26 protein-coding genes, 2 tRNA genes and 2 pseudogenes are annotated in these 23,886 nt (G+C 63.9%); 13 read left to right on the top strand and 17 right to left on the bottom strand.

Annotated features, from left to right (window positions below; genetic code table 11):
- Nucleotides 1–3 precede the first annotated feature (3 nt).
- The 3 genes from rpsF to ppsA form a co-directional block, all read right to left on the bottom strand.
- The gene (rpsF, locus tag PMI12_RS07740) at nt 4–378 is read right to left on the bottom strand and encodes a 30S ribosomal protein S6 (protein ID WP_007830775.1); all 375 of its coding nucleotides are present in this window, start codon (nt 376–378) and stop codon (nt 4–6) included.
- Nucleotides 379–491: 113 nt separating this feature from the next.
- Entirely contained in the window at nt 492–968 is a 477-nt protein-coding gene (locus tag PMI12_RS07735; protein ID WP_007830772.1) for a hypothetical protein, read from the bottom strand.
- Between the two features lie 164 nt (nt 969–1,132).
- Nucleotides 1,133–3,526 (bottom strand): phosphoenolpyruvate synthase, encoded by a 2,394-nt coding sequence (gene ppsA / locus PMI12_RS07730; protein WP_007830770.1) that lies wholly within the window; start codon nt 3,524–3,526, stop codon nt 1,133–1,135.
- A 184-nt stretch (nt 3,527–3,710) separates the two neighbouring features.
- Here ppsA and ppsR point away from each other — a divergent pair, with 184 nt between their 5' ends.
- Complete coding sequence (gene ppsR / locus PMI12_RS07725) at nt 3,711–4,532, top strand: posphoenolpyruvate synthetase regulatory kinase/phosphorylase PpsR (protein WP_007830768.1); 822 nt, start codon at nt 3,711–3,713, stop codon at nt 4,530–4,532.
- Between the two features lie 59 nt (nt 4,533–4,591).
- Here ppsR and ahpF read toward each other — a convergent pair whose 3' ends face one another.
- Nucleotides 4,592–6,163: an alkyl hydroperoxide reductase subunit F gene (gene ahpF / locus PMI12_RS07720; protein ID WP_007830766.1), complete on the bottom strand. Its 1,572-nt coding sequence runs from the start codon at nt 6,161–6,163 to the stop codon at nt 4,592–4,594.
- A gap of 89 nt (nt 6,164–6,252) precedes the next feature.
- Complete coding sequence (ahpC, locus tag PMI12_RS07715; RefSeq protein WP_007830764.1) at nt 6,253–6,816, bottom strand: alkyl hydroperoxide reductase subunit C; 564 nt, start codon at nt 6,814–6,816, stop codon at nt 6,253–6,255.
- Nucleotides 6,817–7,078: 262 nt separating this feature from the next.
- On the opposite strand from ahpC, the gene bfr reads away from it, so the two are divergent.
- From bfr to hemP, 8 genes and pseudogenes are all read left to right on the top strand, one after another.
- Nucleotides 7,079–7,555, top strand: coding sequence for a bacterioferritin (gene bfr, locus PMI12_RS07710; protein WP_007830763.1), 477 nt, complete (start codon nt 7,079–7,081; stop codon nt 7,553–7,555).
- Between the two features lie 123 nt (nt 7,556–7,678).
- Nucleotides 7,679–8,275: pseudogene (locus tag PMI12_RS28030) on the top strand (PepSY-associated TM helix domain-containing protein); the annotation flags it as partial.
- A pseudogene (locus tag PMI12_RS07705) lies at nt 8,256–8,558 on the top strand (2OG-Fe(II) oxygenase); the annotation flags it as partial. The pseudogenes PMI12_RS28030 and PMI12_RS07705, both read left to right, overlap by 20 nt.
- Before the next feature lie 116 nt (nt 8,559–8,674).
- A complete protein-coding gene (locus PMI12_RS28025; RefSeq protein ID WP_081502622.1) occupies nt 8,675–8,947 on the top strand; it encodes a (2Fe-2S)-binding protein in 273 nt (90 codons plus the stop codon).
- A gap of 122 nt (nt 8,948–9,069) precedes the next feature.
- On the top strand, nt 9,070–9,756 hold the full coding sequence (locus tag PMI12_RS07700) for an energy transducer TonB (RefSeq protein ID WP_042673030.1): 687 nt from the start codon (nt 9,070–9,072) through the stop codon (nt 9,754–9,756).
- 22 nt (nt 9,757–9,778) lie between these two features.
- On the top strand, nt 9,779–10,492 hold the full coding sequence (locus PMI12_RS07695) for a MotA/TolQ/ExbB proton channel family protein (protein WP_007830742.1): 714 nt from the start codon (nt 9,779–9,781) through the stop codon (nt 10,490–10,492).
- Between the two features lie 5 nt (nt 10,493–10,497).
- Nucleotides 10,498–10,911, top strand: a complete 414-nt coding sequence (locus PMI12_RS07690; protein WP_007830740.1) for an ExbD/TolR family protein — start codon at nt 10,498–10,500, stop codon at nt 10,909–10,911.
- 93 nt (nt 10,912–11,004) lie between these two features.
- Nucleotides 11,005–11,217: a hemin uptake protein HemP gene (hemP, locus tag PMI12_RS07685; RefSeq protein ID WP_007830738.1), complete on the top strand. Its 213-nt coding sequence runs from the start codon at nt 11,005–11,007 to the stop codon at nt 11,215–11,217.
- 181 nt (nt 11,218–11,398) lie between these two features.
- Here hemP and PMI12_RS07680 read toward each other — a convergent pair whose 3' ends face one another.
- Entirely contained in the window at nt 11,399–11,806 is a 408-nt protein-coding gene (locus tag PMI12_RS07680; protein WP_007830736.1) for a GlcG/HbpS family heme-binding protein, read from the bottom strand.
- Between the two features lie 165 nt (nt 11,807–11,971).
- On the opposite strand from PMI12_RS07680, the gene PMI12_RS07675 reads away from it, so the two are divergent.
- On the top strand, nt 11,972–12,673 hold the full coding sequence (locus PMI12_RS07675; protein WP_007830734.1) for a Bax inhibitor-1/YccA family protein: 702 nt from the start codon (nt 11,972–11,974) through the stop codon (nt 12,671–12,673).
- Between the two features lie 45 nt (nt 12,674–12,718).
- Here the strand turns inward: PMI12_RS07675 and rlmD are convergent, their stop codons facing one another.
- From rlmD to surE, 5 genes are read right to left on the bottom strand one after another with little or no spacing between them, the layout of a single operon-like run.
- A complete protein-coding gene (gene rlmD / locus PMI12_RS07670) occupies nt 12,719–14,167 on the bottom strand; it encodes a 23S rRNA (uracil(1939)-C(5))-methyltransferase RlmD (RefSeq protein ID WP_007830731.1) in 1,449 nt (482 codons plus the stop codon).
- A gap of 30 nt (nt 14,168–14,197) precedes the next feature.
- Nucleotides 14,198–15,247, bottom strand: coding sequence for a sigma-70 family RNA polymerase sigma factor (locus tag PMI12_RS07665; protein ID WP_007830729.1), 1,050 nt, complete (start codon nt 15,245–15,247; stop codon nt 14,198–14,200).
- Between the two features lie 4 nt (nt 15,248–15,251).
- Entirely contained in the window at nt 15,252–16,163 is a 912-nt protein-coding gene (locus PMI12_RS07660) for a peptidoglycan DD-metalloendopeptidase family protein (RefSeq protein WP_007830726.1), read from the bottom strand.
- An 11-nt stretch (nt 16,164–16,174) separates the two neighbouring features.
- Nucleotides 16,175–16,948 (bottom strand): protein-L-isoaspartate(D-aspartate) O-methyltransferase, encoded by a 774-nt coding sequence (locus PMI12_RS07655; protein ID WP_042673016.1) that lies wholly within the window; start codon nt 16,946–16,948, stop codon nt 16,175–16,177.
- Between the two features lies 1 nt (nt 16,949).
- The gene (surE, locus tag PMI12_RS07650) at nt 16,950–17,708 is read right to left on the bottom strand and encodes a 5'/3'-nucleotidase SurE (protein WP_007830722.1); all 759 of its coding nucleotides are present in this window, start codon (nt 17,706–17,708) and stop codon (nt 16,950–16,952) included.
- Nucleotides 17,709–17,835: 127 nt separating this feature from the next.
- Here surE and PMI12_RS07645 point away from each other — a divergent pair, with 127 nt between their 5' ends.
- Entirely contained in the window at nt 17,836–18,822 is a 987-nt protein-coding gene (locus tag PMI12_RS07645) for an NADPH:quinone oxidoreductase family protein (protein ID WP_007830720.1), read from the top strand.
- An 84-nt stretch (nt 18,823–18,906) separates the two neighbouring features.
- On the opposite strand, the gene PMI12_RS07640 is transcribed toward PMI12_RS07645, so the two are convergent.
- Nucleotides 18,907–19,251, bottom strand: a complete 345-nt coding sequence (locus tag PMI12_RS07640) for an H-NS histone family protein (protein WP_007830718.1) — start codon at nt 19,249–19,251, stop codon at nt 18,907–18,909.
- Between the two features lie 290 nt (nt 19,252–19,541).
- Nucleotides 19,542–19,617: transfer RNA gene (locus PMI12_RS07635), tRNA-His, on the bottom strand.
- Between the two features lie 275 nt (nt 19,618–19,892).
- On the opposite strand from PMI12_RS07635, the gene PMI12_RS07630 reads away from it, so the two are divergent.
- Together PMI12_RS07630 and PMI12_RS07625 are read left to right on the top strand one after the other, a co-directional pair.
- Nucleotides 19,893–20,141 carry a GlsB/YeaQ/YmgE family stress response membrane protein gene (locus PMI12_RS07630; RefSeq protein ID WP_007830716.1) on the top strand — a complete coding sequence of 83 codons (249 nt, stop codon included), beginning with the start codon at nt 19,893–19,895 and terminating at the stop codon, nt 20,139–20,141.
- 40 nt (nt 20,142–20,181) lie between these two features.
- Nucleotides 20,182–20,517, top strand: a complete 336-nt coding sequence (locus tag PMI12_RS07625; protein ID WP_007830714.1) for a hypothetical protein — start codon at nt 20,182–20,184, stop codon at nt 20,515–20,517.
- Nucleotides 20,518–20,533: 16 nt separating this feature from the next.
- On the opposite strand, the gene PMI12_RS07620 is transcribed toward PMI12_RS07625, so the two are convergent.
- The 4 genes from PMI12_RS07620 to PMI12_RS07605 form a co-directional block, all read right to left on the bottom strand.
- Nucleotides 20,534–21,208, bottom strand: coding sequence for a histidine phosphatase family protein (locus PMI12_RS07620; RefSeq protein WP_007830713.1), 675 nt, complete (start codon nt 21,206–21,208; stop codon nt 20,534–20,536).
- Between the two features lie 116 nt (nt 21,209–21,324).
- Complete coding sequence (locus PMI12_RS07615) at nt 21,325–23,241, bottom strand: SurA N-terminal domain-containing protein (RefSeq protein WP_007830708.1); 1,917 nt, start codon at nt 23,239–23,241, stop codon at nt 21,325–21,327.
- A 78-nt stretch (nt 23,242–23,319) separates the two neighbouring features.
- Nucleotides 23,320–23,395: transfer RNA gene (locus tag PMI12_RS07610), tRNA-Val, on the bottom strand.
- 29 nt (nt 23,396–23,424) lie between these two features.
- Nucleotides 23,425–23,697: an HU family DNA-binding protein gene (locus PMI12_RS07605; protein ID WP_007830705.1), complete on the bottom strand. Its 273-nt coding sequence runs from the start codon at nt 23,695–23,697 to the stop codon at nt 23,425–23,427.
- Nucleotides 23,698–23,886 lie beyond the last annotated feature (189 nt).

The following is a 23,886-nucleotide window of genomic DNA, read 5'->3' as shown; positions in this document are numbered from 1 at the left end:
CCATCAGTTGTTGTTGGCGGCGTATTCGGCCTGCTGGGCCTTGCGGGCTTCTTCGCGCTCGACCGTCTTCATCATCGACGAAGGACCGGTTTCAGCCTTCTTCTTCTGGACGGTGAGGTGACGCAGCACGGCATCGTTGAACTTGAACGCGTGTTCCAGTTCGCCCATCACGGCTTGTTCAGCTTCGATGTTGACGCACAGGTAGTGAGCCTTGTTGAGCTTGTTGATCTGGTAGGCCAGCTGACGGCGGCCCCAGTCTTCAACGCGGTGGACCTTGCCGCCGCCGGCCGTGATCAGGCCCTTGTAACGCTCCAGCATGGCCGGAACTTGTTCGCTCTGATCCGGGTGGATCAGCAAAATGATTTCGTAGTGACGCATGGCACTCCTTGTGGATTCTTCCGAAGAAGAGGAAAAGCCACCTGCAGCGTCGGGCGCAGTGTGGCAAGGCAAAGCCGGCGATTATAGCCCTGTATCGGCCATCCCGGCAAGATTCAGTCGTTGAGGGCCTTGTCGAGCGCCGCGGCCTTCTCAGGGCCGACGGCGGCTCGGATCTTCGGCGCCAGCGCCACGAGGTCCTCGTAGCTGGTGGTGCCCTCGACCTGCAGGTTGAGCCGGAAACCCATCAGGCCCAGGCTGCCGGTGAGTTGCGTGGCGATCGGATAGGCGTCCTTGTACCGCTGCTGCTTGCTGCGCCCGGAGCCAGCAGCATCCGCAGCCGGCTTCGGAACTTCGGGGGCCGCGGCCTCCCCGGTCGGCGTCGCCGCAGGCTTGCCGCCCACCGGCGCCAGCACGCCCAGTTCCATCATCTGGTTGATGTCCTCCGCGGTGATGCCCATGCCGGCGGCGATCACGTCATCCACCGAGCGCTTGCCGTCGAACAGGATGAACGCCGATCGCTGGCGCGGCGTGAGCGGCACCGAGCGATCCTTGAGAACCTGCTGGCCGGCGTCTGTCTTTACAAGAATCATGATGGTGTCCCCCGCGAGCTGCCGGGATGCGCCCCGTTAAGCCGCAAGTCTGACATCGGAAACGCATCTTGTTTCAATGACACCAAGCTGACGCGGGAAATCCCCCTGTGGGGATTCCCGCAGTCTGTCGCGCGGCGGGCACATGGCCCAATGCCTTTTGCGGGTCAGCGCTTGGCGAGCTGCTGCCAGGTGTCGATCACACTGTCGGGATTCAGCGAGATCGATTCGATCCCCTGCTCCGCCAGCCATAGTGCGAAGTCCGGATGGTCGCTGGGGCCCTGGCCGCAGATACCGACGTACTTGCCCTGGTCCTTGCAGGCCTTGATGGCACGGCTCAGCATCGCCTTGACGGCCGGGTCGCGCTCGTCGAAGTCGGCGGCCAGAAGTTCGAGGCCCGAGTCGCGGTCCAGGCCCAGCGTGAGCTGGGTCAGGTCGTTCGAGCCGATCGAAAAGCCGTCGAAGTACTGCAGGAACTCATCCGCCAGGATGGCATTGCTCGGCACCTCGCACATCATGATCAGCTTGAGTTCGTTCTCGCCGCGCTTCAGGCCGTGCTCGGCGAGCAGGCCGGTCACGCGCTCGGCCTGGCCCAGCGTGCGCACGAAGGGCACCATGATCTGAACGTTGGTCAGGCCCATGTCGTTGCGCACGCGCTTGAGCGCTTCGCATTCCATCGCGAAGGCTTCGCCGAAATCGGCGCTCAGGTAGCGCGCGGCGCCGCGGAAGCCCAGCATCGGGTTTTCTTCTTCCGGCTCGTAGCGGCTGCCGCCGATCAGCTTGCGGTACTCGTTCGACTTGAAGTCGGACAGGCGCACGATGACGGGCTTTGGCCAGAACGCGGCCGCGATGGTCGCGATGCCTTCGGCCACCTTGTCGACGTAGAACGCGCGCGGCGAGGCGTGGCCGCGCGCCACCGACTCGACGGCCTTCTTCAGGTCGTTGTCGACGTTCGGATAGTCGAGGATTGCCTTCGGATGCACGCCGATATTGTTGTTGATGATGAACTCCAGGCGGGCCAGGCCCACGCCGTGGTTCGGCAACTGCGCGAAGTCGAAGGCGAGCTGTGGGTTGCCCACGTTCATCATGATCTTGAGGTCGATCTCGGGCATCACGCCGCGCTGCACTTCGGTCACTTCGGTCTCGAGCAGGCCGTCGTAGATGAAGCCGGTGTCACCCTCGGCGCAGCTCACGGTCACCAGCGTGCCGTCCTTCAGCAGATCGGTCGCGTCACCGCAGCCGACCACGGCCGGAATGCCCAGTTCGCGCGCGATGATGGCCGCGTGGCAGGTGCGCCCGCCACGGTTGGTGACGATGGCGGCGGCGCGCTTCATCACCGGCTCCCAGTTGGGATCGGTCATGTCGGTGACGAGCACGTCGCCGGCCTGTACCTTGTCCATTTCGCTGATGCTGTGCACGAGCCTCACGGGGCCGGTGCCGATCTTCTGGCCGATGGCACGGCCTTCGGCCAGCACGGCACCCTTGCCCAGCAGCTTGTAGCGCTGCTCGGCCTTGCCTTGCTGCTGGCTCTTCACCGTCTCGGGGCGCGCCTGCAGGATGTAGAGCTGGCCGTCGGTGCCGTCCTTCCCCCACTCGATGTCCATCGGACGGCCATAGTGTTCTTCGATGACCAGCGCGTACCTGGCGAGCTGCTCGACGTCGGCGTCGCTCAGCGAATAGCGGTTGCGCTGCTCCGCCTTGACGTCGGTGGTCTTCACCAGCTTGCCGCTCGCCTTTTTCTCTTCAGGCGTGGCGAATTCCATCTGGATCAGCTTGGAGCCGAGGTTGCGGCGGATCACGGCCTTCTTGCCGGCCTTGAGGGTCGGCTTGTGGACGTAGAACTCGTCAGGATTCACGGCGCCCTGCACCACCGTTTCGCCGAGGCCGTAGCTGGAGGTGATGAACACCACGTCTTCGAAGCCCGATTCGGTGTCGATGGTGAACATCACGCCGGCGGCGCCGAGGTCGGAACGCACCATGCGCTGCACGCCGGCCGACAGCGCGACCACGTCGTGCTCGAAGCCCTTGTGCACGCGGTAGCTGATGGCGCGATCGTTGTAGAGGGAGGCGAACACCTCCTTCATCTTGTGCAGTACGTCGTCGATGCCGACGACGTTCAGGAAGGTCTCTTGCTGGCCGGCGAACGAGGCGTCGGGCAGGTCTTCGGCGGTGGCCGAGGAACGCACGGCAAACGAGGCGGCGGGGTTACCGGCGCTCAGCGTGGCGAAGGCCTCGCCGATGGCTTTTTGCAGGTCGGCCGGGAAAGGCTGGGCCTCGACCATGGCGCGAATCTCGGCGCCGGCGGCGGCCAGCGCGCGCACGTCTTCGGTGTCGAGCGCGGCGAGGCGCTTGCTGATCTTGTCGGCCAGGCCGTCGTGGGCCAGGAACTGTCGGAATGCGTGGGCCGTGGTCGCGAAACCGGTCGGCACCCGCACGCCCTGCGGCAGCTGCGAGATCATTTCGCCGAGGCTGGCGTTCTTGCCGCCAACCGCCTCGACGTCGGTCATTCTCAGGTTTTCAAACGGTACGACCAGGGCGGTCGCGTCGAAAAGTGCAGACATGGGAAAGCTCCAGAAGTTGAAACCGGTGCCGCATGCAGACGGCGCGGCACGATCGTTGTCGTTGCTTTGGGTGCGAGCGCGGTGTGCATGGAAAGAATTGGGGTTGGGAAAGCGGATTCCCGATAATGGCCCGGATTGTAGGCGTGGCAAGGTCGCGCGCGCCGCAGGACAAGGCCGCAAGACCATGCATACACGCACTGTTTTCTTCATTTCCGACGGCACCGGCATCACCGCCGAGACCTTCGGCAACGCCGTTCTGGCCCAATTCGAGATGAAACCGCGCCATGTCCGGCTGCCTTTCACCGACACGGTCGACAAGGCACACCAGGCGGTGCGGCAGATCAATCACACCGCCGAAATCGAGGGCGTCCGCCCCATCGTCTTCACCACGCTGGCCAACATGGACGTGCTGGAAGTGATCGAAACCGGCTGCAAGGGCATGCTGCTCGACATGTTCGGCACCTTCGTGCGGCCCCTGGAAATCGAACTGGCCGTGAAGTCGAACCACCGCATCGGCCGCTTCAGCGACGTCAGCAAGAGCAAGGAATACAACGCCCGCATCGCGGCCATCGACTTCAGCCTGGCGCACGACGATGGCCAGAGCAACCGCGACCTGCAGGGCGCCGACGTGATCCTGGTTGGCGTGAGCCGCAGCGGCAAGACGCCCACCTCGCTCTACCTGGCGATGCAGCACGGCCTCAAGGCCGCCAACTACCCGCTGATTCCGGAGGATTTCGACCGCCGCCAGCTGCCGCCGGCCCTGATGCCGCACCGCAAGAAGATCTTCGGCCTGACGATCCAGCCCGAGCGCCTGAGCGAGATCCGCAACGAGCGGCGCCCCGATTCGCGCTATGCCAGCCTCGAGAACTGCCGCCACGAGGTGAGCGAGGCTGAGGCGATGATGCGACGCGCCGGCATCCGCTGGCTGTCGACCACCACCAAGTCGATCGAGGAGATCGCGACGACGATCCTGCAGGAACTGCGGCCGGAGCGGCTGAACTACTGAGACTTCAAAGAAAAGGGGCCATCGACTTGCGATGACCCCTTCTTGCATCGGGCAGCCGGTCAGGCAGCCGCCGGCGCGGCGGGCGCCGAAGTGCGGATCAGGTGGTCGAATGCACCGAGCGCCGCCTTCGCGCCGTCGCCGGCCGCGATGATGATCTGCTTGAACGGCACGGTCGTCACATCGCCTGCCGCGAACACGCCGGGCACCGAGGTCTGGCCGCGCGCGTCGACGAGGATCTCGCCGTGCTTCGACAGCTCGACCGTGCCCTTGAGCCAGTCGGTGTTGGGCACGAGGCCGATCTGGATGAACACGCCTTCAAGCTCGACCTTCTTCAGCTCGCCCGTCGCACGGTCCTTGTAGACCAGGCCGTTGACCTTCTGGTCGCCGGTGATCTCGGTGGTCTGCGCGTTGGTGAAGATGTCGACGTTCTTCAGGCTCTGGAGCTTGCGCTGCAGCACGGCGTCGGCGCGCAGGGCCGTGTCGAACTCGATCAGCGTGACGTGGCCCACGATGCCGGCCAGGTCGATCGCCGCTTCGACGCCCGAGTTGCCGCCGCCGATCACCGCGACGCGCTTGCCCTTGAACAGCGGGCCGTCGCAGTGGGGGCAATAGGCCACGCCCTTGTTCTTGAACTCGTGCTCGCCGGGCACGTTGATGTTGCGCCAGCGCGCGCCGGTCGAGATGATGACCGACTTGCTCTTGAGCGAGGCGCCGCTTTCGAGTTGCACTTCGATCAGGCCGTTGCCGGGCACCAGCGCCTTGGCACGCTGCAGATTCATGATGTCGACGTCGTAGTCGCGCACATGTTCCTCGAGCGCATGCGCGAACTTCGGTCCTTCGGTTTCCTTGATCGAGATGAAGTTCTCGATGCCCAGCGTGTCTAGCACCTGGCCGCCGAAGCGCTCCGAGGCCACGCCGGTGCGGATGCCCTTGCGCGCCGCGTACACAGCCGCAGCGGCGCCGGCAGGACCGCCGCCGACGATCAGCACGTCGAACGGATCCTTGGCGGCAATCTTCTTCGCTTCGCGCTCGACGCCGCTGGTGTCGATCTTGGCGAGGATTTCCTCCAGGCTCATGCGGCCCTGGCCGAACTCGGTGCCGTTGAGGAACACGGTCGGCACGGCCATCACTTGCCGTTCCTTCACTTCGTCCTGGAAGGTGCCGCCTTCGATCATGGTGGTGCGGATGCGCGGGTTCTGCACTGCCATCAGGTTCAGCGCCTGGACCACGTCGGGGCAGTTGTGGCAGGTGAGCGAGACGTAGATCTCGAACTCGAAATCGCCGTCGAGCGCCTTGATCTGGTCGAGCACTGCCTGCTCGACCTTGGGGGGATAGCCGCCGATCTGCAGCAAGGCAAGGATCAGCGAAGTGAATTCATGGCCCATCGGCAGGCCGGCAAAACGCGGGCCGTGGTTTTCGCTCGGGCGATTGACCGAGAACGAGGGCTTGCGGTGGTTGTCGTCGCGGCTTTCGGTCAGCTTGACCAGCGGCGAGGCTTCGGCGACGTCCTTCAGCAGCGACAGCATCTCGCCCGAGGCCTTGCCGTCGTCGAGCGAGGCGACGATCTCGATCGGCTGCGTGGCGCGTTCGAGGTAACTCTTCAATTGGGCTTTGGTGCTGGCGTCGAGCATGAGGGACTCTCTTTCGATAACTGGAAACTATCAACTGGGGACGAAAAAGCCCGGGGCCTCGTGAGCGCCCGGGCTTTCGCGCGGGGCGCTTAGATCTTGCCGACGAGGTCGAACGACGGTGCGATGGTCTTGTCGCCTTCATTCCACTTGGCCGGGCAGACTTCGTTCGGGTGGGCGGCGGTGTAGACCGCTGCCTTGAGCTTGCGCAGGGTTTCCTTGACGTCGCGGGCGATTTCGTTGGAGTGCACTTCGGCGGTCTTGATGATGCCCTCGGGGTTGATCACGAAGGTGCCGCGCAGTGCCAGGCCTTCTTCGGGGATGTGCACGCCGAAAGCGTTGGTCAGCGTGTGGGTCGGGTCGCCCACCAGCGGGAACTTGGCCTTGCCGACGGCCGGCGACGTGTCGTGCCAGACCTTGTGCGAGAAGTGCGTGTCGGTGGTCACGATGTAGACCTCGGCACCCAGCTTCTGGAACTCGGGGTAGTTGTCGGCCGCGTCTTCGACTTCGGTCGGGCAGTTGAAGGTGAAGGCCGCCGGCATGAAGATCAGCACGGACCACTTGCCCTTGAGCGTCTCGTCGGACACATCGATGAACTTGCCGTTGAGGTAGGCCTGGGTCTTGAAGGGTTGGACTTGGGTGTTGATCAGGGACATGGTGATTCCTTGGATGCTTCGGGTGGACAAAAGTAAGTGCGAGCCATGAGTATAACTACCAAATAAGACACATTAATAGCATTGAACTATCAACAACATCGGTGCGGCCTATGAAAAACAAAGGCGTCCTCGCCTTCGTTGCCCGCCCGAATACGAACGCCTATCACCCTCGTACGCATGCAGACCGACTGCGCAGGGGAATGCTTGCGCGGGCCCTCCGAGGAACCGGACAATCCCCTCTTTCAGAACAAGGAAAACGATCATGAAGGGCGACCCCAAGGTCATCGAACATCTGCAGGCGCAGCTCAAGAACGAGCTCACTGCAATCAACCAGTACTTCCTCCACTACCGCATGCTCAAGCACTGGGGCCTGGACAAGCTGGCGAAGAAGGAATACGAGGAATCGATCGGCGAGATGAAGCATGCCGACAAGCTGATGGACCGCATCTTCATGCTCGACGGCCTGCCGAACCTGCAGGACCTGGGCAAGCTGAACATCGGCGAAGACGTGCCGGAACTGCTGCGCTGCGACCTCGGCGCCGAAACCGGCGCGCAAGCGACCATCAAGGACGGCATCGCGCATTGCGAATCGGTGCGCGACTATGTCTCGCGCGACCTGTTGCAGGAAATCCTGGACGACACGGAAGAGCACATCGACTTCCTCGAAACCCAGATCGACCTGATCGACAAGGTCGGGGTGCAGAACTACCTGCAATCGCAGATGGGCGAACTCGAATAAGCGAGGCTTTCGCGCCTGCCGATCAACGGGACTTCGGTCCCGTTTTTTATTGCTTTACGCAACTCAACCAATCACGAATAGAAGTCACTCTCATTTGCACAGATAGAATCCGCGCCTTCGATGATGACTGCCGCCCGCCCCGACACCCGCCGACGAGCCTACTGGCTCAAGACCCTGCACGAATGGCATTGGGTGAGCTCGGCGATCTGCCTGATTGGCATGATCCTGTTCAGCGTCACGGGCTTCACGCTCAATCACGCGGGGCAGATCGAGGCCCGGCCGGCCGTCACGAAGCTGAGCGGTTCGGTCGATGAAGTCCTGCGCACGCAACTCGAAAAGCAGTTGCCAGCCGCCAAGGCCCTCAAGGGAAAGGCGCCCTTGCCCGCCGAACTGCAGGCCTGGGTGCAGAAGCACTGGGACATCGGTACCGCGGGCCGCGAGGCCGAGTGGTCGGACGACGAAATTTATCTCTCGCTCCCCCGCCCTGGCGGCGACGCCTGGCTGCGCCTGAGCCTGGCCGACGGCGAGATCGAGTACGAGCGCACCGACCGCGGCTGGCTCTCCTACTTCAACGACCTCCACAAGGGCCGCAACACCGGTGCCGCGTGGAGCTGGTTCATCGACATCTTCGCGGGCGCCGCACTGGTCTTCTCGATCACCGGCCTGTTCATTCTCAAGATGCATGCGGGCAACCGGCCGTTACGAGGGTGGCGAGTTGGAGGTCATCGACACCTATGGCTCGCACGAAGTGAAGCTGCCGGCCGGCGACCTCATTCTTTATCCGGCCAGCAGCCTGCACCGCGTCCACCCCGTGACCCGGGGGGCTCGGATCTGTTCGTTTTTCTGGCTGCAGAGCATGGTGCGCAGCGACCAGCAGCGCGGCATGCTGTTCGAACTCGACCAGAACATCCAGAAACTTCGTGCGCGCTTCGGCGAAGGCGAGGAAACCGTGGCGCTGACCGGCCACTACCACAACCTGCTTCGGCTCTGGTCCGAGGTCTGAATCCAGGGATCTGGCTCACTTGCATGAATCAGTAACACATGGTTATTGTGAATGCGATGGATTCTTATTTATAATCAAGCAAATCCAACAGCCAGCCAACTGCCGCTTTCACAGCCATGATCGTTTGCGTCTGCCGCCGAGTCTCCGACCGAGAAATCGCACGCCACGTGCGGGCCGGCATGACTTTCGACGAGGTTCAGTTCGAACTTGGCGTGGCCACCCAGTGTGGCCAATGTGAAGGGTGCGCGCGAGATATCGTCGCGCAGTGCAGCGCTTCGCATCCGGTCGCCGCGCTGAGCTGCGAATCAGGTCCGAGGGCGATCCAGCTTGCCAACTCCATCAAGGAAAGCAAGGCATGGAACTCTTCTCGACACTCGGCGGCAGCCTGATCCTGGTTGCAGGCTCGGTCTGGTGGATCTTTCGCAAGTAGCGCAACTGGCGCAAGTGTTGTCTTCGTAGCGGTTTTGCTGAAATCGGGGCACCTTTCGCGGTGCCCGCATTCGAATGGTTGATCGTGTCTGACCGCTTTGCTCCCCCCCCTTCCGTCCTCGGCCTTTCACGCAATGTCGTCATTGCCGGCGGTGTCATCCTGTTCCACGCGGCTGCGCTCTGGGCGCTGCAGAGCGGGTTGCTCCGCCGCGCCGCCGAGGTGGTGATTCCAGTCGAAATACTGAGCCAGTTCGTCGAGCCGCCGAAGCCGAAGGCAGATCCGCCTCCGCCGCCCCCACCGCCGCCCCAGCCCAAAGCCAAGGCCCCGCCTCCGCCGCGGCCCCAGGCGATCCGCGAGCCGAAGCCCACGCTGGCGCCCCAGGCGCCCGTTGGCACCACGGAACCACCGCCTCCGGCAACGCCGCCGGCACCTCCCGCTCCGCCGACGCCGCCCGCGCCACCACCTGCGCCCCCTGCGCCTCCAGCCGTGCAGATGCCCTCGAGCAACGCCGACTACCTTCAAAACCCCAAGGCAACCTACCCCGCCATGAGCAAGCGGCTCGGCGAGCAGGGCAAGGTCATCGTGCGGGTGCTCGTCGGCGTCGACGGCCTGCCCAAGAGTGCCGAGGTCAAGAAATCCAGCGGTTTCGATCGCCTCGACGAAGCCGCGGTCGAATACATCATGAAATGCCGCTTCGTGCCCGGCAAGATCAACGGCGTGGTGCAGGCCATGTCCTATGACGCCCCCGTCAACTACGTCCTGAACTAATTTTTCTCTGGAGCAACTTCGTATGGATTCCCAATTTGGCCTGATGAACGTCTGGCATCAGGGCGACTTCGTCACCAAGGCCGTCGCGGTACTGTTGATCGGCATGTCGCTCGCGTCGTGGATCGTCATCATCGTCAAGGCGCTCGACGTCATCAAATACAAGCGCCTCGCCAAGCATTCGCAAGACTTCTGGCACAGCGAAGACTTCGCCACCGCGCTGAACAAGCTCGGCAAGGACGACAGCAACCCGTTCCGTGCGCTGGCCCTCGAAGGCCGAGAGGCAGCAGCGCACCACCGCAACACCAAGGCCCATCTGCATGACGCGCTCGACGTGAGCGACTGGATCACGCGCGCCCTGCGCAACGGCATCGACGCCTTCACTGCCCGCCTGCAGACCGGCCTGGCCGTGCTGGCATCGGTTGGCTCGACCGCCCCCTTCATCGGCCTGTTCGGCACGGTCTGGGGCATCTATCACGCGCTCATGAGCATCAGCTCGGTCGGCCAGGCAACCATCGACAAGGTGGCCGGCCCGATCGGTGAGGCGCTGATCATGACGGCCCTGGGCCTGGCCGTGGCCATCCCCGCGGTGCTGGGCTACAACGCCCTGGTGCGCGGCAACAAGTTCGTGCTGACCAAGCTCAACGCCTTCGCGCACGACCTGCATGCCTACTTCGTGACCGGCGCTCGCGTTCAAAGCGGCAGCGAGGCCGTCGTGGTTCCGCTCAAGAAGGGCTGAGTGCCATGGCCTTCGGTACACAAGACGAACCCGATGAGGTGATGAACGAGATCAACATGACACCGCTGGTCGACGTCATGCTGGTGCTCCTCATCATCTTCATCATCACCGTGCCGGTGATGAAGCACGCGGTCAACATCGACCTGCCGCGCGCCAGCAGCGAACCCGAACAGCCGAAGCCGCAGAACATCCTGTTCAGCGTGACGGCCGATGGCTCGTACTACTGGAACGAACAGAAGATCGACGACAGCGAGTTGCCCAACCGCCTCGCCGCCGAAGCCGCCAAGGAACCGCAGCCCGAGCTGCACATCCGCGGCGACAAGGCCGTGCGCTACGAGCGCGTGGCCAAGGCGATGTCGGAGGCCCGCGAAGCCGGCGTGCGCAAGATCGGCTTCATCACGGAGCCCGAAGCGAAGTGATCTGACATCGCAAGCCAAAAAAGTCGATCGCGACGATTGACTTTTTATTGCGAATCATTATCATTAACTAATCGCTTCGATAGGGAAACCCAGATGCCAGCCACACCGAATGCCTTTTCTGTCCTGAACCATCCTTCGCTCGACCAGTCGGGTGGCGGCCATGCGTCCATCCAGGCAATGCGTCCGGCGCCAGTGGTCGAGAGCACCGAACTTCTGAAGGGAAGCAAGACCGTGGGCATCATGCACAACGGCTCCCTCTACCGGCTTCAAGCCACCAAACTCGGCAAGCTGATCCTGACCAAGTAGGTCGTCCAGTCCGCCCTTCGCGCAAGTTTCATCGTGGGGCGACTCGAGGAGATTCATCTCCGAAGGGTCGTTTTTTGCTAGCCAACGGTTCGCCGACTAGCCAAGCTTTTTTTCACGCTGAAGCACCCAAAAGAAAACGCCGACCTCGAAGTCGGCGTTTTGCTTTGTGCAGAAGAAAAACTCAGAGGCCGAGGGCGGCGATGCCCGCCTTGGCGATCTGCGCGTCTTCGTTCGACTTCACGCCGCTCACGCCGACGGCGCCGATCACGTGGCCGTCCTTGACGATCGGCACGCCGCCTTCGAGCAGGCCCTGCACTTCAGGCGCCGTCAGGAACGCCGTGCGGCCGCCGTTGATGATGTCTTCATAGACCTTGCTTTCGCGCCGGCCCATGGCTGCCGTGTGGGCCTTGGCAGGCGCAATGTGCGAAGACAATGCCGCGGCGCCATCCAGCCGCTGCAGCCAGAGCAGGTTGCCTGCGTCGTCGGAGATGGCGATGGTCACCGCCCAGTTGTTCTTGAGGGCCTCGGCTTCGGCCGCTGCGGCCACGGCCTTGACGTCGGCGAGTTCGAGGAATGACTTGGTCTTCATGATGGGCTCTGGTTTCGTGAAAACCCGACAGCATAACGGCCATGCGGCCAGGGGTGTCTTCAGGGCTTGGGAACACCCCGCATACGGTCTTTTCGACACCCCCTCTTGCAGCCCCCTAGAATGCGCCCAAACTGCGTCACTGCAGCAACCACAGGAGCTCCGGCCATGAACGACCGCGTCACCACCCTAGACACTTCCGCTGGCTATGGCCAGCCGTTGGCGCAGGCTGAACGCCAGCGCGTGCTGCGCAACACCTACTGGCTTCTCGCGCTGAGCATGCTGCCCACCGTGTTGGGCGCATGGATCGGCGTCAGCACCGGCATCACCCGCTCGCTCACGGGTGGGCTGGGCCTCATGGTTTTCCTCGGCGGCGCGTTCGGCTTCATGTTCGCCATCGAAAAGACCAAGAACTCCGCCGCCGGCGTGCCCGTGCTGCTGGGCTTCACCTTCTTCATGGGCCTGATGCTGTCGCGCCTGATCGCGATGGTGCTGGGCTTCAAGAACGGCTCCGAACTCGTCATGACGGCCTTCGGCGGCACCGCCGGCGTGTTCCTCGTGATGGCCTCGCTGGCAACGATCATCAAGCGCGACCTGTCGGGCATGGGCAAGTTCCTGTTCGTCGGCGCGCTGGTGCTGATGTTCGGCGCGATCATCAACGTGTTCGTCGGTTCGACCACGGGCATGCTGGTCATCTCGGTGGCCGCCATCGGCATCTTCTCGGCCTACATGCTCTATGACCTGAAGCAGATCATGGACGGCGGCGAAACCAACTACATCAGCGCCACGCTCGCGCTGTACCTCGACCTGTTCAATGTGTTCCAGAGCCTGCTGGCGCTGCTGGGCATCTTCGGCGGCGAACGCGATTGAGCGAATCACGCGCAGCAAGAAAAAGGGCCCGGAAGGGCCCTTTTTTCATTCCAGCTCGAAGACTGCAATCGACTCGACGTGCGCGGTGTGCGGGAACATGTTGACCACCCCCGCGAAGGTGCAGCGGTAGCCCGCCTGGTGCACCAGCAAGCCGGCATCGCGCGCAAGCGTCGACGGATTGCAGCTCACGTACACGATGCGCTTCGGCGGTGTCCAGCCATCGGTTCGCAGCTCGGGCTGCTGATGAAGGTCGGCCATGGCCTTGGCCAGCGCGAAGGCGCCTTCGCGCGGCGGATCGACCAGCCACTTGTCGGCACTGCCGTCGGCCACAAGCATTTCCGGTGTCATGTCGAACAGGTTGCGCGCCACGAAAGTGGCGGGCGACAGTGCCCGCCGGGCCGACGTCGCTGGCTGATTCCTGTTGAAGTTGTCGGTTGCGCGCGCCACCAGCGTGTCGCTGCCCTCGATGCCCAGCACCTCGCGAGCCCGGCTCGCCAGCGGCAAGGTGAAGTTGCCGAGGCCGCAGAACCAGTCGATCACGCGCTCTTCGGGCTGCACGTCGAGCAAACGCAGTGCCTTGCCCACCAGCGCCCGATTGATGTGCGGATTGACCTGCGTGAAGTCAGTGGGCTTGAATGGCATCGTGACGTCGAACTCGGGCAGCCGGTATGCCAGCGGCGTGCCGCCCTCTTCCAGCAGCTTCACGGTGTCCGGCCCCTTGGCCTGCAGCCACCATTGAACGCCCTCGTTCTTCTCGGCAAAGGCCTTCAGCCGATCGATGTCTGCGCGCGAGAGCGGTTCAAGATGCCGCAGCACCAGCGCGATGGTGCCGAGCCGCGTTGAGTCGGGGGCGTCGCCGCAGGCCAGTTCGATCTGCGGGCAGGTTTCGCGCGCGTCCATCGAGCCGATGAGCGCGCGCAGCGGCATCAGCATGTCGCTGACCTGCTTCGGCAGCACGGGGCACACCTGCATGTCGGCCAGGTAGCGGCTCTTGCGCTCGTGGAAACCGATCAGCACCGTGCCCTTCTTGACCACGTGGCGTACCGAGAGGCGCGCGCGGTAGCGGTAGTGCCAGGTCGGCCCTTCGAGCGGCCGCAGCAGGTTCTCAGGCTTGACCTTGCCGAGGTGCCAAAGGTTGTCTTCCAGTGCGCGCTGCTTCACGGCCACCTGGGCGGCCGCATCCAGGTGCTGCATCTTGCAGCCGCCGCAGGCGCCGGTGTGCAGGCCGAAATGGGGGCAGCCCGGGCGCACGCGCTGCGACGATTCGCGGCGGATGGCCGTGACCGTGCCCTGCTCCCAGTTGTTCTTGCGGCGATGGACATTGAACTGCACTTCCTCGAAAGGCAATGCGCCTTCGATGAACACGACCATGCCGTCGGCCTTGTGCGATACGCCCTGCGCGTCGAGGTCGAGAGACTCGACCTGCAGCCACTCTTCACCGGGATTCGTGGGGACTTTCGCGGGGGCTTTGTTTTCTTCGATGGATTCCGTCATCCCCCGATTGTCTCAGCGTGGCCGAGGCAGCTAGAACAGCGCGTCGCGCTCGACGCCAGCGCGGGCCAGTTGGCGGCGCATCTTGGCCAGCGCCTCGTTCTGGATCTGCCTGACGCGCTCGCGCGTGAGGCCGAGGCGCACGCTCAGCACCTCCAGCGTTTCGGGCTCGCGGTCGTGCAGGCCATAGCGCCCCTCCAGCACCTCGCGTTCGCGCGCATCGAGGGCGAGCACCCACTGATCGAGCAGGCGCTCCACCTCGTGCATGTGCGTCACGTCGGTCGGGCTGCCCTGCCCGTCCTCGGAAGCCACGGTGTCGGCCAGCGTGAAGCCCTCGTCCCCGCGCGCGTCACCCGCGTCCAGCGAGCGCGGGGCTTCGGACAGGGCCAGCAGGTCGGCCACCGCCTGCACCTCGCGGCCGAGCAGCGCGGCGATGTCTTCCACGCGCACGCCATCGGGCCGGTGCGCGAGGAATTCGGCGTCGCCTTCGAGTGTGCGGCGGGCCCGCAGCACCTGCTGCAGCTCACGCACCACATGCACCGGCAACCGGATCGCGCGCGCCTGCGTCATGACCGCACGCTCGACGGACTGGCGGATCCACCAGGTCGCGTAAGTGGAAAAGCGAAAACCGCGTTCGGGCTCGAACTTGGTGATGGCGTGCATCAGGCCGAGATTGCCTTCCTCGATGAGGTCCGACAGCGGCACGCCACGGCCCAGGTAGCTCTTGGCGATATTGACCACGAGCCGCAGGTTGTGCTCGATCATCGATTGCCGCGCCGCGAAGTCGCCGGCTCGCGCGGCGCATGCGGTCTGGTATTCCTGCGCAGGCGTGAAGAGTTCGGTGCGACGGACCTGGCGCAGGTAGATGGTCAACGCATCCGCCCCCTCGCCGCCGATTTGTTCGCTCACAGTGCCTGCAGGCAGCGCGCTGTCCACCGCTGGTGGTTCTTCTAAGCCCTCTTCCGGTGGCGGGTGAACGCTCTCACCGTTGAACTCACGACAACCATTGTCGGGAGATGGGTTGCCCCTGCCCGCCAACCCGCGCACGGGCAACAGCGTGCGGCGGGGGCGGGAAGCAGCCATGGCATCACCGGCCGGGCAGGTAGCGCGAAGGGTCGACGGGCTTGCCCTGGCGGCGGATCTCGAAATGCAGCTTCACGCGATCGGCGTCGCTGTTGCCCATTTCGGCGATTTTCTGGCCCTTCTGAACCGACTGGTCTTCCTTCACGAGCAGCGTCTGGTTGTGGGCATACGCCGTGAGGTAGGTGTTGTTGTGCTTCAGGATGATCAGGTTGCCGTAGCCACGCAGGCCTGCGCCCGCATAGACCACGCGACCGTCGGCGGCAGCCAGCACAGGGTCGCCCGCCTTGCCGCTGATGTCGTAGCCCTTGTTCTTGGCCTCATCGAAGCCCGCGATCAGCGAACCGCTCGCAGGCCAGATCCAGCCGATGTCTTCATCACCCACATTTCCGCTGCCGGGACCGGCCGGCGAAGCCGTGACCGGCGGTTTGGTCGTCGCGCTGCTGGCGGGCGCCGAGGGCACCACCGCAGGCTGCGGCGTCACGGGCTTCGTGACCACACCTTCGGGCGAAGCGGCGGGCGGTGTTGCAGGCGCGGCCGCGACGACCGTTCCCGAACCTGCCGGCGGAATCACGCGCAGCACCTGGCCGACTTCGATCAGGTCGGGGTTCTCGATACTGTTCCAGCGAACGATGTCCTGCCAGCGCTGGCCGGTGTCGGCACCGATGCGGCGAATGGTGTCGCCAGGACGCACGGCGTAGTAGCCGGGCTTGCCATAGTTTTCGATGCCGGCGAGCGGCTTGCCGTTGGCGTCGGTGGTGATGGGCGGGCCGCCGGGCACTGCTGCGCCAGGCGCGCGCGACATGGTGCCGCGGTCTTCGACCGGCGCCGGCCCGCGCGGTGTGGAACAGCCCGCGATCACGAGCACAAAGGCCAACGTGACGCCAGCGAACCAACTCCGATTGCCAAAACCCTGCATTTGTTATTCCTTCAAGCGATGCCTGATTTTAGGGGGACAAAGTGAACCGCCTCAAGAATGAGGCGCTCCAGTCCCCGCGGGGTCTTGTCGATGACGACAAGGGCCTGGCCACCACTTGCGGAATGGGTCGGTGCCACGATGCGGCCGCCCACCGCGAGCTGCGTAATCCAGGCCTCGGGCACGGCTTCGCCGCCAGCCGCGGCAATGATGCCGGCGTAGGGCGCGCCCTTGGCATAGCCGATCATCCCGTCGCCCAGCATCAGGTGTACTGTGGCCAGCCGGAAGTGCCGCAGATTGGCGCGCGCGCGCTCGTGCAGGCCGCGCAGGCGCTCGATGCTGTAGACCTCGGTGGCCACATGATTCAGCACCGCAGCCTGATAGCCGCAACCGGTGCCGATCTCGAGCACGCGGCCGAGCTTGTCCTGCGGCTTTCCAGCCAGCGCGGGTGCGCCCATCAGCAGCTCGATCATGCGGGCCACCACGTTGGGCTTCGAAATGGTCTGTCCCAACCCGATCGGCAGGCTCGTGTCTTCGTAGGCTTGGTTGACCAGCGCACTGTCGACAAAGCGATGCCGCTCCACGGCGCCCATTGCGCGCAGCACCCGCGGATCGGAGATGCCCTGCGCCGCGAGCCTCTGCACCATGCGCGCGCGCACGGCATCGGAAGCCATCGAAGGCGTGGACGGCACCATGGGCTTGGCCGGCACGGCGGGCATGCGCCCTCGCGTGGCGGCCGAAGCGGTGGGTGTCAGGCGAACGGGGAAACTCGGCCGCTGCGTGGCCATGTCAACTGCCGAGACGGGCCACCGTCTCGCGCCATTGGCCAAGGTTGGCGTGGTCGGTCAGGTCGATCTGCAGCGGTGTCAGCGCGATGTGGCCGGCTGCGGTGGCATGGAAGTCGGTGCCTTCGCCGCTGTCCTTGGCGCCGCCTGCGCCGGCGATCCAGTACATGGTTTCGCCTCGCGGGCTGTCCTGGGTGATTACCTTCTCCGCCGCATGGCGGCGGCCGAGCCTGCAGACCTTGACGGGCTTCAGCTCGTCGAAAGGCAGGTTCGGCACGTTCACGTTGAGCAGGAAGGCGGCGCCTCCCAGCATGCGCTCGCGCTCGATCTGCTGCACCAGCCGCCGCGCCACCTGGGCGGCCGCATCCACATGCGCCCAGCCCTTTTCGATCTGCGAGAACGCGATGGCCGGAATGCCGAACAGGTAGGCCTCCATCGCCGCGCCGACCGTGCCCGAATAAATGGTGTCGTCGCCCATGTTGGCGCCGTTGTTGATGCCGGAGACCACCAGGTCGGGCCGGTAGTCGAGCAGGCCCTTGAGCGCGATGTGCACGCAATCGGCCGGCGTGCCCGTCACGTAGCGAAAGCCGTTGTGCGCCTCGCGCACATAGAGCGGTGCCGCCAGGGTCAGCGCGTTCGATTTGGCACTGTTGTTGTGCTCGGGCGCGACCACCTCGACATCGGCGATGTCCCTGAGCGCGTCATGCAGTGCGACGATGCCCGGCGCCTGAAAGCCATCGTCGTTGGAAATTAGTATCTTCATGGTGTCCTGGATGCCCGGGATTGTAGGCGCCGGGTGCGTCGCAGCAGGGACAAGCCCACCCTGCCGCGCCGCCTATCATCGCCCGCATTCTTTGGCCCCATCCGACTCACACGAAGGAGACTCGAGCATGCACGCATGGCTTTGCGAAAACCCCACCGGCGTCGACGCGCTGACCTGGAAGGAACTGCCGACCCCGACCCCGGGCCCGGGCCAGGTGCTGATCGAAATCAAGGCTGCGAGCCTGAATTTCCCCGATCTGCTGATCGTGCAGAACAAATACCAGATGAAGCCGCCCCTGCCCTTCGTGCCGGGCTCCGAATACGCGGGCGTGGTCCAGGCGGTCGGCGACGGCGTCACGCACCTCAAGGTCGGGCAAAACGTGGCCTGCCTGTCGGGCACGGGCGGCTTTGGCACCCACACACTGGCACCCGCGGCCTTGTGCATGCCGTTGCCCGAAGGTTTCGGCCACGTCGATGCCGCGGCTTTCATCATGATCTACGCCACCTCGTGGCACGCACTGATGGACCGAGCGCAACTCAAGGCCGGCGAAACCGTGCTGGTGCTCGGCGCGGCAGGCGGCGTGGGCACGGCGGCCATCCAGATCGCAAAGGCTGCCGGGGCCAGAGTGATTGCTGCAGCCTCCACCGATGAAAAATGCGAGCTTTGCCGCTCCATCGGCGCCGACGCGACGATCAACTACACGACGCATGCACTGCCCAACGGTTTTCGCGATGCCGTCAAGGCCGCCACCGACGGTAAAGGACCGGATGTCATTTACGACCCGGTGGGGGGTGATTTTGCAGAGCCCGCCTTTCGCTCCATTGGGTGGCGCGGCCGTTATTTGGTTGTCGGTTTTGCGTCCGGCCCGATTCCATCACTGCCATTGAACCTGACACTGCTGAAAGGCGCTTCGCTGGTCGGCGTGTTCTGGGGGGATTTCGCCAGGCGCGAGCCCAAGGCCAATGCACAGATGATGGCCGAATTGGCGCAGTGGTACGGCCAGGGAAAGATCAAGCCGGTGATCGACAGCACGATGCCCATGGCGGAATTGAAGGCTGCCTACGCCCACATGGGCTCGCGCGGCGTCAAAGGAAAACTGGTGATGGTGAACTGAGCGCACCACCAGCGAACGCCCAATAAAAAAGCCCGCACATGCGGGCTTTTTTATTGGGCCACAGCCCGGAGAAGCCAGGGGCGCTTACTTGATCTCGTACTCGGAAAGCGACTTGCCCGCAGCCAATGCCTCGGTCACCCAGCGCGGCTTGCGGCCACGGCCACCCGACCAGGTTTCGCCCGTCGGGCCGCGGTATTTGGCGGCAGCCTTGGCGGGCGCGACGCCTGCACTGCGCTTGACGGCGCCCGCACGGCCGGTGAGTTTCAGATCGGAGGCCGTCAAACCGTATTCGGCGATCTTCTTGCGCAACTCTTCGACCACGCCCGCGCGTTCCTGGTTGCGCAGGTCTTCGGCCTGCTTGCGCAATTGCGCAATCTGCTCGTCATGCTTCTTGATCTGGGAATTGATATCGGCGAGGGTCGAAGCCATTGTTGGACTCCTGAAAATTGAAAACGGGTGGATTTTAATTCAGTTTACATTTGCCACAAGCATCCTGCCCGGCGAAAAAAACGGCGGCGCATTGCGTCATTGCAACAACTCGCAACATAAAGCCATCCGCGACGGGCGCTTTATATACGGGCAAGACGAGAAAAAAAGAGAGAAAGGGGAGCGGCGCGCGGGCAGAAGAAGATGCGGCGGCCGGAAATGACAACGCCGGGTAAACCCGGCGTTGTGGTCCTTTTTGAGCGCTATTGCGCAATAGCACAAAGGAGATATTTTGGGGTGGCTGATGGGACTCGAACCCACGACGACCAGAATCACAATCTGGGACTCTACCAGCTGAGCTACAGCCACCGTAGAGCCTACGATTGTAGCGTTAAAAATCGCTGTTTTGACGAAGGCAATCAATGGCGAGGCTCGAAAGCTACATTTCGTCTCCCCGCCGGGATCGGCGCCGGCGCTTCGACGCCTGCCGCGATCGCGGTGATCGGCAAAAATTCTAGCCCGCCTGTCCGATCTTCATCGCCGGCACCGACAGGCATATCGCTCCGCTATCATGAATGCGACCCGCGCCGACGGGCATGGCTTCTGGCCATCTCCACTTCATCACATCTCAAAGGAATTTCTTCATGAGCATCGTCTGGACCATCCTGATCGGGTTCGTCGTGGGTCTTGTGGCGCGGGCCGTCAAGCCAGGCGATGACTCCGCCGGCTTCATCGTCACGACCATCATCGGCGTCGCCGGTTCGCTGATCGTCACCTACGTCGGCCAATCGCTGGGCTGGTACACCGCCGGCCAGGGCGCGGGTTTCATCGCATCGGTGCTGGGCGCGATCGTGCTGCTCATCATCTACGGCCTGATCAAGCGCAAGAGCTGATGCGAAGAATGGGCCGTGCCGCCTCACGCGCACGGCCATCATGATGCCCCGCAAAGCGCGCGCCAAGCATCATGTCTACGTGGTCGAGCTCGATGACCGCGTATGGAACAACCGCCGCTTCAGGCGGGCCAACCCCGACTACCAACTCGGCAAGCCCTTCGTCTACGTCGGCATGACCGGCCTGGACCCCGACATCCGCTTCGACAAGCACAAGGCCGGCATCCAGGCCAACAGCTTCGTACAGGAGTTCGGCCTTCACCTGCTGCCGGCGCTCTACGAACGCTACAACCCCATGACCTACGAGGACGCGCGCCTGATGGAGGTCGATCTCGGCATCGCGCTGCGCAAGGCCGGCTACGGCGTGTGGCAGGCCTGACGCGGCGGCAAGTACTTCAGGAGTAGGTGACCCAACTTTCGTAGGCAGGGCCGTCCAGATGCGGCAGCGTGTTGTAGGTCACGAGCATGTGCCGCTTGGGTGTAAAGGCGAACTCGGTCACCGACGTGTTGCGAATACGCAGGTTGAGTTCGATCGTCGTCTCCGCGCTCGTCCCCAACACATGGCCCACCGCCGTGCTGATCGGCCCTCCGCTCGACACCACCAGCACCTTTGCGCCATGGTGCTTACCGCGGACATGGTCGAGCGCCGTCGTCACGCCCGCCATGAAGTCGACATAGCTCGGCATTCCGGCCGGCGTCGTCCTGCCCTGCATCCACGCGCCCAGCCCCTCGCGCAACAGGCGAAAGTGATGGCGGTACATCTCAGGCGAATCGGGCTTCTCCAGCTTGCCTTCGTGGATGGTGGCGATGACCGCCTCGCTGTCGTATTCGTTGAGGCCGGGCCACGGCAGCACGTCGTCGCGCTCCAGGCCGAGGCCCTTGGCGATACCCTCCCAAGTCTGGCGATGGCGCTTCAACGTGCCGGTGATGACGGCATCGAACTTCATGCCACGCTCGCGCCAGTACTCGCCGAGGCGAACGGACTGCCGGTGCCCGAGTTCGCTCAGGTTGTCATAGTCGGCAGCGCCAAAACTGGCCTGTCCGTGGCGCACGAGATAGAGGGTTCCCATGCACGGGATTCTGGCAAGAAGCCGAGCCGCAGCTTGTCCCTCGGGCGACCGATTCATGGGGGCCAAAAAAAAGCCCGAGCGGTCGGCTCGGGCTGTCTCTGGCAACGCTGTGTACGTCAGCGGCCCGCGGCGGGCGGCAGCGGCTCCGTCGGCTTCGGCACCAGGATCTCGGCCTTGAAACGGTCCTTCAGCAGGTTGTAGTACGCGGCGTCTTCTGCGGCAGCCACGGACTGGCCGACCTGTGCCTGTTCCTGCTTCGCGAGTTCGGGCGCCGGCGGCGTGCGCGGAACGACCTTGGTCACGCGGACCACGGCATAGCCCTGCGAGCCGAGGTCCACGCCCACGAGTGCGGGCAGCTTGGAAGGGTCGGCACGCAACGCGGCATCGATGACCGGCAGTGGCTGCGACTGCGCTTCGCGGCGCGAAACGGTCAGAGGCGCGCCGAAAGTCGCACCGTCCGCCTTGGCAGTCCACGCGGCGAGCTTGGCTTCGCCTTCGGTCTTGGCGAGCACCGAGGCGCGTTCGGCAATGAGTTGCGCACGGATCTTGTCCTTGACGTCGGCCAGCGGCACCGGATGTCCAGGCGTGTACTTCGTCACGCGGCCCGATGCGAGTTGGCTCGGGCCGACTTCGATCGCCTCGGTGTTCTGCTTGCGTTCAAGCGAATCGGTTGCGAAAAGCGCGCTCAGGAAATTGCGGCTGGCCATCGGGCCGGTGCTGCCCGGTGCGGGCACGCGCGCAACATTGTTGGCCGTCTGGATCGTGAGCTTCAGCTTCTCGGCAGCGGGCTTGAGGCTGTCGGGCGACTGGTAGACGGCGTCGGTGAATGCTTCGGCGGCCTTCGCGAACTCCTGCGTGGCCTGCTGCGAGCGCATGTCGTTCTCGATGGTCGCGCGCACCTGCTCGAAAGGCGGCACCACGGCCGGCTTGATGTCGGTCAGGCGAATGATGTGATAGCCGAATTCGGTTTCGACGACGCCGCTGGTTTCGCCCTTCTTGAGCGCGAACATCGCGTCTTCGAAAGGCTTGACCATGGCGCCCTTCGTCACGAAGTCGAGGTCGCCGCCCTTCTCCGCCGAACCCGGGTCCTGCGAATTCTTGCGTGCAACGTCGGCGAAGCTGGCAGGCGACTTCTTCACTTCGGCCAGCAACTGCTCGGCCTTGGCCTTGGCCTTTTCGCGATCCGCCGCGGGCATGCTGGACGGCGCGGTGATCAGGATGTGGCTTGCACGGCGCTCTTCCTTGGTGCCGAAGCGCGCGGCATTCTGTTCGTAGTAGGTCTTGAGGTCGGCCTCGTTCACGACGACGTTCTTCTTGGCCGCGTCGAGGTCGAGCACGAGGTATTCGATGCTGGCCTGCTCGGGCGCCTGGAACTGCGCCGTGTGGCCCTTGTAGTAGGCCTCGATGTCGGCATCGCTCACCGTCACCTTCGAAGCAAAGCTGTCGGGGCCGAAGCGCGCCACCTGGATTTCGCGGCTGTCGTAGAAGGCATTGATGGTCGTGGCGGCCAATGCAGGCGGCGTGAAGGCCGTGCCGGAGACGCCCAGCAGCACCTGCTGCGTTGCCATGTCGGAGCGCACCGAAGCTTCGTACTGCTCCGGCGTGCGGCCGGTCACGCGCTGGAAGGCCTCGCGGTCGAACTTGCCGTCGGGTGTACGGAACGCGGCCAGGCCCGGGTCCTGCGCGAAGATGCGCGACAGGCGCTCTTCGGACACCGTCATGTTGACCTTGGCCGCCGCGGCGGCCAGCACGCGGTCGCGCACCATGCGCTCCAGCGTGGCGTAGCGCAATGCATCCGACTCGAGCAAGGTCGGGTCGACGTTGGGCGACTGCTGGCGAATACGGTCCGTCTCAACGCGGTGCTGCTGATCCCATTCGGGCTTCGTGATGTCGTGCCCTTCGATGCGGGCGACCTTCTCGTCGCGCCCGAATCCCTGATAGCGCTCGACGCCGAAGAACACGAACGAGGGAATGATCAGCAAGAACAAGAAAATCATGACGACCTTGTTGTACTTGCGGAAGGTATCAAACATGCTTGAACACTCTTTTTCGACGGCTGTCGGACGGCAATAAAAAAGGCGAACTTGCGGTTCGCCTTTGCATCGGGTGGGTGGTGGGTGCTGAGGGGCTCGAACCCCCGACCTACGCCTTGTAAGGGCGCCGCTCTACCAACTGAGCTAAGCACCCCACCGGGAATACTTTCCGAGTCTAACGTCTTAGTTCAGCGCGTCTTTCAGCGCCTTGCCCGGACGGAACTTCGGGATCTTGGCTGCCTTGATTTTAATCGCGTCGCCGGTGCGGGGATTTCGGCCGGTGCGGGCCGCGCGCTTGCCTACTGCAAAAGTGCCGAAACCGACGAGCGAAACGGAGCCGCCTTTCTTGAGCGTGGTGCGAATGGCGCCAATAGTGGATTCGAGTGCACGCGTCGCTGCGGCTTTGGAAATATCGGCGTTCTTTGCGATGTGCTCAATCAGTTCGGTCTTGTTCACAAGGGCCCCTTGTAGGAAAAAGTTGGTCGGCTTCCGTCAGCTGCGACCTGGCCGCAAACGATGCGACCCCAGAGCCTGGCAAGACTGACGCCTCGGCAGCGCGCTGCCAGCGAGGATTACAACCACTGGTCTGCAGGGTGTCAATAAGACGCGAAGCCATGCCGATCAGCGGAGCGCGCGATTTTAGAG

Source organism: Variovorax sp. CF313 (assembly GCF_000282635.1).
GTDB lineage: Bacteria > Pseudomonadota > Gammaproteobacteria > Burkholderiales > Burkholderiaceae_C > Variovorax.
Note: the sequence above shows the minus strand (reverse complement) of the source record. Positions and strands in the feature narration are given on the sequence as shown.

Bases quoted from the DNA above. Each gene is read 5' to 3' on its own strand.
- rpsF (WP_007830775.1), bottom strand. From the start codon at position 378: ATGCGTCACTACGAAATCATTTTGCTGATCCACCCGGATCAGAGCGAA.
- PMI12_RS07735 (WP_007830772.1), bottom strand. From the start codon at position 968: ATGATTCTTGTAAAGACAGACGCCGGCCAGCAGGTTCTCAAGGATCGC.
- ppsA (WP_007830770.1), bottom strand. From the start codon at position 3,526: ATGTCTGCACTTTTCGACGCGACCGCCCTGGTCGTACCGTTTGAAAAC.
- ppsR (WP_007830768.1), top strand. From the start codon at position 3,711: ATGCATACACGCACTGTTTTCTTCATTTCCGACGGCACCGGCATCACC.
- ahpF (WP_007830766.1), bottom strand. From the start codon at position 6,163: ATGCTCGACGCCAGCACCAAAGCCCAATTGAAGAGTTACCTCGAACGC.
- ahpC (WP_007830764.1), bottom strand. From the start codon at position 6,816: ATGTCCCTGATCAACACCCAAGTCCAACCCTTCAAGACCCAGGCCTAC.
- bfr (WP_007830763.1), top strand. From the start codon at position 7,079: ATGAAGGGCGACCCCAAGGTCATCGAACATCTGCAGGCGCAGCTCAAG.
- PMI12_RS28025 (WP_081502622.1), top strand. From the start codon at position 8,675: ATGATCGTTTGCGTCTGCCGCCGAGTCTCCGACCGAGAAATCGCACGC.
- PMI12_RS07695 (WP_007830742.1), top strand. From the start codon at position 9,779: ATGGATTCCCAATTTGGCCTGATGAACGTCTGGCATCAGGGCGACTTC.
- PMI12_RS07690 (WP_007830740.1), top strand. From the start codon at position 10,498: ATGGCCTTCGGTACACAAGACGAACCCGATGAGGTGATGAACGAGATC.
- hemP (WP_007830738.1), top strand. From the start codon at position 11,005: ATGCCAGCCACACCGAATGCCTTTTCTGTCCTGAACCATCCTTCGCTC.
- PMI12_RS07680 (WP_007830736.1), bottom strand. From the start codon at position 11,806: ATGAAGACCAAGTCATTCCTCGAACTCGCCGACGTCAAGGCCGTGGCC.
- PMI12_RS07675 (WP_007830734.1), top strand. From the start codon at position 11,972: ATGAACGACCGCGTCACCACCCTAGACACTTCCGCTGGCTATGGCCAG.
- rlmD (WP_007830731.1), bottom strand. From the start codon at position 14,167: ATGACGGAATCCATCGAAGAAAACAAAGCCCCCGCGAAAGTCCCCACG.
- PMI12_RS07665 (WP_007830729.1), bottom strand. From the start codon at position 15,247: ATGGCTGCTTCCCGCCCCCGCCGCACGCTGTTGCCCGTGCGCGGGTTG.
- PMI12_RS07660 (WP_007830726.1), bottom strand. From the start codon at position 16,163: ATGCAGGGTTTTGGCAATCGGAGTTGGTTCGCTGGCGTCACGTTGGCC.
- PMI12_RS07655 (WP_042673016.1), bottom strand. From the start codon at position 16,948: ATGGCCACGCAGCGGCCGAGTTTCCCCGTTCGCCTGACACCCACCGCT.
- surE (WP_007830722.1), bottom strand. From the start codon at position 17,708: ATGAAGATACTAATTTCCAACGACGATGGCTTTCAGGCGCCGGGCATC.
- PMI12_RS07645 (WP_007830720.1), top strand. From the start codon at position 17,836: ATGCACGCATGGCTTTGCGAAAACCCCACCGGCGTCGACGCGCTGACC.
- PMI12_RS07640 (WP_007830718.1), bottom strand. From the start codon at position 19,251: ATGGCTTCGACCCTCGCCGATATCAATTCCCAGATCAAGAAGCATGAC.
- PMI12_RS07630 (WP_007830716.1), top strand. From the start codon at position 19,893: ATGAGCATCGTCTGGACCATCCTGATCGGGTTCGTCGTGGGTCTTGTG.
- PMI12_RS07625 (WP_007830714.1), top strand. From the start codon at position 20,182: ATGATGCCCCGCAAAGCGCGCGCCAAGCATCATGTCTACGTGGTCGAG.
- PMI12_RS07620 (WP_007830713.1), bottom strand. From the start codon at position 21,208: ATGGGAACCCTCTATCTCGTGCGCCACGGACAGGCCAGTTTTGGCGCT.
- PMI12_RS07615 (WP_007830708.1), bottom strand. From the start codon at position 23,241: ATGTTTGATACCTTCCGCAAGTACAACAAGGTCGTCATGATTTTCTTG.